The organism is Malonomonas rubra (assembly GCF_003247215.1).
GTDB lineage: Bacteria > Desulfobacterota > Desulfuromonadia > Desulfuromonadales > Geopsychrobacteraceae > Malonomonas > Malonomonas rubra_A.
Window position 1 is genome coordinate 157,853 of record NZ_QKAP01000073.1, and the last position, 7,275, is coordinate 165,127.

Annotated in this window: 7 protein-coding genes, 4 tRNA genes and 1 pseudogene; 11 read left to right on the plus strand and 1 reads right to left on the minus strand. The window is 51.8% G+C overall.

The window, feature by feature from the left end; all coding sequences use genetic code 11:
- Nucleotides 1-116 precede the first annotated feature (116 nt).
- On the minus strand, nt 117-1,505 hold the full coding sequence (locus Q7J88_RS07755; RefSeq protein WP_303721603.1) for an aspartate ammonia-lyase: 1,389 nt from the start codon (nt 1,503-1,505) through the stop codon (nt 117-119).
- 123 nt (nt 1,506-1,628) lie between these two features.
- Between Q7J88_RS07755 and Q7J88_RS07760 the strand changes: the two genes are divergently transcribed.
- The 11 genes and pseudogenes from Q7J88_RS07760 to Q7J88_RS07810 form a co-directional block, all read left to right on the plus strand.
- Nucleotides 1,629-2,501 (plus strand): EamA family transporter, encoded by an 873-nt coding sequence (locus Q7J88_RS07760; protein WP_303721604.1) that lies wholly within the window; start codon nt 1,629-1,631, stop codon nt 2,499-2,501.
- A 24-nt stretch (nt 2,502-2,525) separates the two neighbouring features.
- Nucleotides 2,526-3,098 carry an HD domain-containing protein gene (locus tag Q7J88_RS07765; RefSeq protein ID WP_303721605.1) on the plus strand — a complete coding sequence of 191 codons (573 nt, stop codon included), beginning with the start codon at nt 2,526-2,528 and terminating at the stop codon, nt 3,096-3,098.
- Nucleotides 3,099-3,195: 97 nt separating this feature from the next.
- A complete protein-coding gene (serS, locus tag Q7J88_RS07770; protein ID WP_303721606.1) occupies nt 3,196-4,467 on the plus strand; it encodes a serine--tRNA ligase in 1,272 nt (423 codons plus the stop codon).
- Between the two features lie 99 nt (nt 4,468-4,566).
- Nucleotides 4,567-4,652 (plus strand) — tRNA-Ser (locus tag Q7J88_RS07775).
- Nucleotides 4,653-4,700: 48 nt separating this feature from the next.
- Nucleotides 4,701-4,788, plus strand: a tRNA-Ser gene (locus Q7J88_RS07780).
- Nucleotides 4,789-4,984: 196 nt separating this feature from the next.
- Nucleotides 4,985-5,341 carry a hypothetical protein gene (locus Q7J88_RS07785; protein ID WP_303721607.1) on the plus strand — a complete coding sequence of 119 codons (357 nt, stop codon included), beginning with the start codon at nt 4,985-4,987 and terminating at the stop codon, nt 5,339-5,341.
- Between the two features lie 50 nt (nt 5,342-5,391).
- Nucleotides 5,392-5,468, plus strand: a tRNA-Arg gene (locus tag Q7J88_RS07790).
- Between the two features lie 215 nt (nt 5,469-5,683).
- Nucleotides 5,684-6,172 carry a tRNA adenosine(34) deaminase TadA gene (gene tadA / locus Q7J88_RS07795; RefSeq protein ID WP_303721608.1) on the plus strand — a complete coding sequence of 163 codons (489 nt, stop codon included), beginning with the start codon at nt 5,684-5,686 and terminating at the stop codon, nt 6,170-6,172.
- Nucleotides 6,173-6,184: 12 nt separating this feature from the next.
- Nucleotides 6,185-6,272: transfer RNA gene (locus Q7J88_RS07800), tRNA-Ser, on the plus strand.
- A gap of 271 nt (nt 6,273-6,543) precedes the next feature.
- A complete protein-coding gene (locus tag Q7J88_RS07805) occupies nt 6,544-6,792 on the plus strand; it encodes a hypothetical protein (protein WP_303721609.1) in 249 nt (82 codons plus the stop codon).
- 301 nt (nt 6,793-7,093) lie between these two features.
- Nucleotides 7,094-7,275, plus strand: a pseudogene (locus Q7J88_RS07810) (IS4/IS5 family transposase); the annotation flags it as partial.

The window sequence follows — 7,275 nt, forward strand, 5'->3', positions numbered from 1 at the left end:
GGAAATTTGTTTACAGAGACTGTAGAAAAGTTCGGGCAGACTATATTTGTCTGCCCGAAAAGGTTGCAGGAACTGCCTAAGTCACCTGTTTTACTTGGTTTATTCCTGATCTCTGTTTATTGCTTCGGCGCTGTCATTGCGGCCGGATCGAGCAGTTTATCCAGTACCTCGGCGGCGACGCCTTCTTTAAGCGCTAGTTCTCTTAACGTCTGCCCTGTTTTATGGGCCTGCTTGGCCAGCTCTGCCGCTCGGTCGTAACCGATCTCCGGGACCAGGGCTGTAACCAGCGCCAGACTTTGTTCAAGCAGTTCGGCACAGCGTTGCTCATCTGCCTGTAGGCCACCGAGGCATTTCTCCTCGAAAGCGCGAATCGCTTTACCGAGTAGTTCGATGCTTTGCAGAATGTTGTGCGCCATCACTGGCATCATCACGTTCAACTCAAAGTTGCCGGATAGTCCGGCCAGCGCGACGGTAGCGTCGTTGCCGATCACCTGAGCACAGACTTGCAGCAGCGATTCGGCCATCACTGGGTTGATCTTCCCAGGCATGATTGAACTGCCCGGTTGTACCGCCGGCAGGATCAGTTCGCCGATCCCGCAGCGGGGACCGCTGGCCAAAAAACGAATGTCGTTGGCAATTTTGAACAGGCTGATGGCGCAACCTTTCAGGCTGCTGCTGGTGGTTACCAAGGCATCTTTGGCACCCTGTGCTTCGAAATGATTGCTCGCCTCGCGAAACGGCAGACACGTCTCCCGAGCGATGGCGGCGATGGTTTTTGCACCGAATTTGGGGTGGGTGTTAATGCCGGTACCGACTGCGGTGCCGCCGAGGGCCAGCTCGTACAGGGAACTGCTGCTGACGGATAAGCGTTCATGAGCAAGCTCGACCTGCCGGGCATAACCGGAAAAAATCTGCCCCATATTGACGGGAGTCGCATCCTGTAGGTGGGTTCGGCCAATTTTGAGGATGTTTTTGAACTCTTCGGTCTTTTCCATCAATTGCTGCAATAACTGCTCCAGGGCTGGGAGCAACCGATGATGCAGCTGTTCGGCGCAGGCAATGTGGATAGCGCTGGGGAATACGTCGTTGCTCGATTGCCCCAGATTGACCTGGTCGTTCGGGTGAACCGCTTTGCTGCCTATCGGGTGACCGAGCAGCCGGGCCGCCCGGTTGGCGATCACCTCGTTCGCGTTCATGTTGCTGCTGGTACCGGATCCGGTCTGGAAAGTATCGACCGGGAACTGCGTGTTCCATTTTCCTTCCACCACCTCGGTGGCGGCACGGATGATGGCTTCGGCAATATCGGCATCAAGCAGCCCCAGTTCAAGATTGATTTGCGCGGCATGTTTTTTGATCAGCCCCAGGGCACTGATCATCGATTTATCCAAGGGAATGCCGGAAATGGGGAAATTTTCGATTGCGCGGGCGGTCTGGGCTCCGTATAGAGCGTCTTCCGGAACCTGCATTTCGCCTAAAGAATCCTGTTCGATACGATATCCATCCATCGCGGGTTCCTTTCTTGTCAATAAAGCCGGTTATTCAGTTCTCATATCTTCAAAGAATAGCGCCCCAGCGGCGGCTGTCAAAGCCGCTTTCTTTCCCGCCTGCCATAGGCTATGATGCCCGCCATGGATAGTATCGCTTTATCGCTGATTGTTTTTTCCGCGTTGATGCACGCGCTCTGGAACCTGCTGGTCAAGCAGAGCAAGGACAAAACCATCTTCATCTGGTGGATGTTTCTCTGTTCCTGGAGCATGATGAGCATTTTCATGTTCACCTCCGGGTTCGGTCTGCCCGAACTTACGCCACGTTCGCTGCTGTTGGCGCTAGCCGCGGCGATCTGTTTTGTGCTCTATCATTGGTTCACCGGTATCGCCTACCGCGAGGGCGATCTGTCGATGACCTATCCATTAGCGCAAACCTCAATGCTCTATGTGCCCTTCTGGGGGGTGATGCTGCTCGGCGAACAGTTGAGCCCGGTGGGAGCGGTCGGGATTGTCTTGATTGTCGCCGGGGCCTATTGCATCCAACTGCGTGGCTTGGCGCCGGAAGAGATCGTTCGACCGTTTTCGCAACTCGGCAACCGCTCCGTGCAAGCCGCCCTGTTTGCTGGTTTTATCTACTCCATCGGGGCCATTATCGACAAAACCGGAGTAGATGATTATTCCGCCTATCACTTTACCTATGTGCTGGTTTTTTTCATGCTTTGCATCATGTCGCTCAACCTGCTGCGGCCAAATTATCGTGGTCGGGTTCTAGAGGAATTTCGGCAGAGTCGCTTGCTGGTGCTCTGGTCGGGGCCGGTGATGCTGGCCTCCTTTCTGTCGTTCCGCTACGGGTTGCAGCTCTCGCCGGTCAGCTACGCGGTGCCGGTGCGGCAGGTCAGTCTGCTGATCGGTGTTTTGATCGGGCTCTTGTTTCTCGGTGAGTCGTTCGGCAAAATCCGGTTGACTTCAGCAAGCATGATTTTGGCCGGTGTCGCGCTGGTCTGGCATGGTTGAGCAGGTTTTGAACAGGAGTTTGATATGAAAAATATCGCCAATTTTCTTTTTGAGGTCGGCATGCTCAAGCGTACACCACGCACCGGGTTCCAATTTCTCGGTTCCGGGGCGGAGTCGGTGGCGGAACACAGCTTCCGTACGGCGATGATCGGCTATAGCTTGGCACAAATGGATGGCAGGGCCGATGTCGGACGGGTGCTGCAGCTTTGTCTGTTTCACGATATTCCGGAAGCGCGGACCGGCGATCTGAACTACGTCAACAAAAAGTATGTCAAGGCGGATGAAGAAAAGGCGGTCGAAGATCTGGCTTGTCAGTTGCCGTTCGGCGATGATTATCGGGTGACTTTGCAAGAGTTTTTGGCAAAGGAAAGTCGCGAGGCGCAACTGGCCCATGATGCCGATCAGTTGGAGATGATTTTGGCACTCAAGGAGTACAAAGATTTGGGCAACCGTTATGCTGATGAATGGTTGCCGGCTACACTGCTGCGCCTGCAAACAGAGGTCGCCAAACAGTTGGCGGAGGTCATCTGGGAAACCGATTCTACGAAATGGTGGTTTGATGATGATCTGGAGTGGTGGGTGAAGGGGGAGAAATAGATTTTTGATGTGAAAGCCTGCAATCCTTGACCCTCTGGAGCATAAGTGTTATCAACTTTTGTTCCTAATTGAAGAAATTGCATGGAGGAATCAACACATGCTCGATATTAAATATTTACGTGAGAATTTCACGGTCGCTGAAAAGGCGTTGTCCAACCGCGGTGGCGGCATTGACCTGTCCGGTTTTACCGCTCTCGATCAGCAGCGACGTGAATTGCTCGGTGAAGGGGAAGCCCTGAAGGCGGAAAAGAATAAGGTTTCAGCCCTGATCGGAAAGACCAAGGACAAAAGTCAGGTCCAGGACGAGATCAAGCGGATGAAGGAAGTCTCGGTGCAGATCAAAGAACTGGACGACCAATTGCGCAGTGTCGAGGAACAGCTCGGCGAGATCCTGATGGGGGTGCCGAATATCCCACATACTGAGACTCCGATCGGCGCATCGGAGGAGGACAACGTTGAAGTTCGCACTTGGGGTGAGAAGCCACAGTTTGATTTCGAACCGAAGGCGCACTGGGACATCGGTGAAGGGCTCGGTATCCTTGATTTCGAGCGCGCCAGCAAACTGTCAGGAGCTCGTTTTGCCCTTTATACTGGGGCGGGTGCGCGGTTGGAGCGGGCGCTGATCAACTTTATGCTCGACCTGCACACCGAGCACCATGGCTACACGGAAACCCTGCCGCCGTTTTTGGTCAACCGTGCCTCGATGACCGGCACCGGCCAGCTGCCGAAGTTCGAGGCCGACCTGTTTCACACCGAGGAGGTGGACCTGTTTCTGATCCCGACTGCCGAGGTGCCGGTGACCAACATCCACCGAGATGAGATCCTCAACGAGAAAGATCTACCGCTCTGCTACACCGCCTACACCCCCTGCTTCCGTAAGGAGGCCGGTTCGCATGGCCGGGATACCCGCGGCCTGATCCGTCAGCATCAATTCAACAAGGTTGAGCTGGTCAAGTTTGTTCGTCCGGAAGACTCCGACGCGGAATTGGGAAAGCTTCTGGATAACGCCGAGAAGGTGTTGCAACTGCTCGGACTCCCGTACCGAGTCGTCGATCTCTGTACCGGCGATATAGGATTCTCTGCCGCCCGTACTTTTGATATCGAGGTCTGGCTGCCGGGGCAGCAATGCTATCGCGAGATTTCATCCTGCTCGACCTTCACCGATTTTCAGGCGCGTCGTGCAGCGATTCGGTTCCGCCGCGAAGGTGCCAAAAAGCCGGAACTGGTCCACACTCTAAATGGTTCGGGGCTGGCGATCGGTCGGACGTGGTTGTCAATCCTCGAAAATTATCAGCAGGCAGATGGTTCGGTGATTGTGCCGGAAGTGTTGCGGGCATACATGGGGGGACTGGAAAAAATAGAAAAGTAATTGGCAAGCGGAAACGATGGTGGTTTCCTCTTGCATTTTGAAGTAATATTCGATACAACAAACGCCGCGTTTTTCAAAACAAATGTTTTGTTTGGCTTTGGAGGAGTGGCCGAGTGGTTTAAGGCGGCGGTCTTGAAAACCGTTGTACGAAAGTACCGTGGGTTCGAATCCTACCTCCTCCGCCACTTAAAAAGTTTCGAACTTGAACGCGAAAAACTGAATAGCTTGATTGCGGAGAGGTGACCGAGAGGCCGATGGTGCTCGCCTGCTAAGCGAGTGTAGTGTACGCTACCGGGGGTTCGAATCCCCCCCTCTCCGCCAGTTTTATATTAAATCATTCAAACCAAAAGCGGAGTGAGCGATAATTGCTACTCCGCTTTTGTTATTTCACGCAAGGGAGCCGGTTGGTGTTCATAAATATTTTGGTGGGTTCCTGTACATTGTTGCTTCTTTTTTAACTGCCTGTTCTGAACAAAAAGCCGTACCACAGGCTGACAAGAAACCGGCTTCGCATGAAATGAAAATCATCTTCCCGGAATCGGTTGTAGGGAAATGGAAGTCGGTCAAGATGACCGTGCGCGATCAGGAGAAGGGGACGAAAGAGATCTACCAGGTCGATATCGGTGGCAGCTTTCAGATTCCTGAAACCAGTATAGGGGTGATGGTCAAGAGTTTTATGCCGGCTTTTTCAGCCAATAGTGAGCGGGCAACTTCAATGTCAAACCAGCCAACTAATCCGGCAATATTGATCGTAGTGCAAGATGGCGAAAAAGAGTTGCATCGGGGGTGGGTTTTCGGGCTTTATCCGGACCGGCATCAGTTTGAAGACCCTCGCTACAAATTCGTTTTGTTGGATTATCAGCCGGAGCGTTAAAAAAAGAGTTGACAATCTTTCCCAATTGGGCGATAACTCTGCCTTCTTGTGCGCCGCTAGCTCAGCTGGATAGAGCGTCTGACTACGGATCAGAAGGTCGGGAGTTCGAATCTTCCGCGGCGCGCCATTGCTTGTCGCCTTTTTTATTGTCGGCTATCTCCGGCGCGATTTTGAGGATGTAGATTTCTTACTGTTGAACCAGAAGAGGTAATATCTAATTTTCTTAAATATTTACGGAGGATTTGGGTTGTTTTGAGTGTGACTTTTCGCTTGTTTTTCCAGCCTCTTCGTGATAATAACAGTTCCCCGCAGGGCGGTTTCTCGGCAAGGCTTGAGGCATAAATGAGTTCTCTTTTAGAACAGGATCGCTTTTTTATGCGGTTGGCCATGCAGGAAGCGACGTTGGCCGAGGCTTTGGCCGAAGTACCGATTGGAGCACTGGTCGTTAAAGATGGCGAGGTTCTCGGCCGAGGGCACAACCTGCGCGAAACAGAACAGGATCCAACTGCTCATGCCGAAATGATTGCTATTCGGCAGGCGGCTGAGGTTCTGGGCTCTTGGCGCTTGATCGATTGCACCTTATACGTTACCCTTGAGCCCTGTGTGATGTGTATGGGCGGGATTATATTGGCACGTATCCCTCATTTGGTCTATGGTTGTCGCGATCCCCGTGTTGGTGCTGTCGGTTCGATCTACAACTTCTCAACCGATGATCGCTTCAACCACAAAGTGGGGGTTCGAGAAGGGGTGCTGCGCGAAGAATGCAGCGCACAACTGACTAGTTTTTTCCGTAGTTTGCGCGAGCAGAAAAAGCAACAAAAACAGAATTAAATATAACGGTTTGGAGAGGTGTCCGAGAGGCCGAAGGTGACAGACTCGAAATCTGTTGTCCCGCAAGGGACCGGGAGTTCGAATCTCCCCCTCTCCGCCAAAAAATAATAAGGGGTTAGCGATTTTTTGCTGACCCCTTATTATTTTTGTGGTGGGCATGGTGTAGCGTTTTGGGCAGCAAATTTGCTGCGCCGAACAAAGCAAAGAGGGAAGGCAATCGGCAACTCACTCCTAGAATAGGCAAGTCATTGTTATATAGTTTTTTTCCGATATAATTTAAGTAGAGCAGGGACTATAAAAGGGCAGACATTGTGTTCCCTGCCAACTGCCTTTGCTGGAAGGATGTTCTGCCCGAAGCAAAGGAGGATGTCATGAATGGGACCGAATTTAACGGTATGTGCGAACTGTTTAACGACGGCGAACTGATCTGGGTCGAAAATCAAAACAGTCACGACAAGGGACGTGTTGTTGGCTGCGAATTTGAGATGATTGAAGTCGAGGTTGGCGATCATCGTGAAAAATGGAATCGCAGCATATGTAGTGAAATCACACATGGTTTCAAGGTGAACTATGATGAAGTGAAAAAACATCCTCACGAATATGATACCCATCTCGATTGATGGCTAGATCGCCACTAAAAAACGGGCGCCCTTGTAAGGCGTCCGTTTTTGCTTCCCATGTGTCTATTCCGTGATGGCCGTGCGTTCGGGAAAAACTTGCTGATCAAGCCACCGGGAGTTCGAATCTCCCCCTCTCCGCCATAATAAAAACAGGGACTTGGGCTTTAACTGCCGAGTCCCTGTTTTTATTAGGTGATATGGATGAAGCAATAAAGGGGACAGCCCCGAATGGCACTAGTTTAAGGGGTCTTAGCAAGAGAAAAGCACATAAAATTATTGGTTGAAAATGGCATAATGCCGTATGAAAAATGCCACGCCAATGTTTCCGGGGTTTCACCTTCAGACCCTGCGCCGTAAACCACGTTCCACTCAACAAAAGCTTGCTGAAAAGCTGACGCTGCTGAAACAAAAATCGTTCAAACAGATCGGTGAGCTCCTTGAAAATTTCATCCCCAGTTCGCTTCTAACACCGGAATCGACAGG

Excerpts from the sequence above, each read along its gene's own strand:
- tadA (WP_303721608.1), top strand. The coding sequence starts at position 5,684 with ATGAGTTCTCTTTTAGAACAGGATCGCTTTTTTATGCGGTTGGCCATG.
- serS (WP_303721606.1), top strand. The coding sequence starts at position 3,196 with ATGCTCGATATTAAATATTTACGTGAGAATTTCACGGTCGCTGAAAAG.
- Q7J88_RS07785 (WP_303721607.1), top strand. The coding sequence starts at position 4,985 with ATGAAAATCATCTTCCCGGAATCGGTTGTAGGGAAATGGAAGTCGGTC.
- Q7J88_RS07765 (WP_303721605.1), top strand. The coding sequence starts at position 2,526 with ATGAAAAATATCGCCAATTTTCTTTTTGAGGTCGGCATGCTCAAGCGT.
- Q7J88_RS07760 (WP_303721604.1), top strand. The coding sequence starts at position 1,629 with ATGGATAGTATCGCTTTATCGCTGATTGTTTTTTCCGCGTTGATGCAC.
- Q7J88_RS07755 (WP_303721603.1), bottom strand. The coding sequence starts at position 1,505 with ATGGATGGATATCGTATCGAACAGGATTCTTTAGGCGAAATGCAGGTT.
- Q7J88_RS07805 (WP_303721609.1), top strand. The coding sequence starts at position 6,544 with ATGAATGGGACCGAATTTAACGGTATGTGCGAACTGTTTAACGACGGC.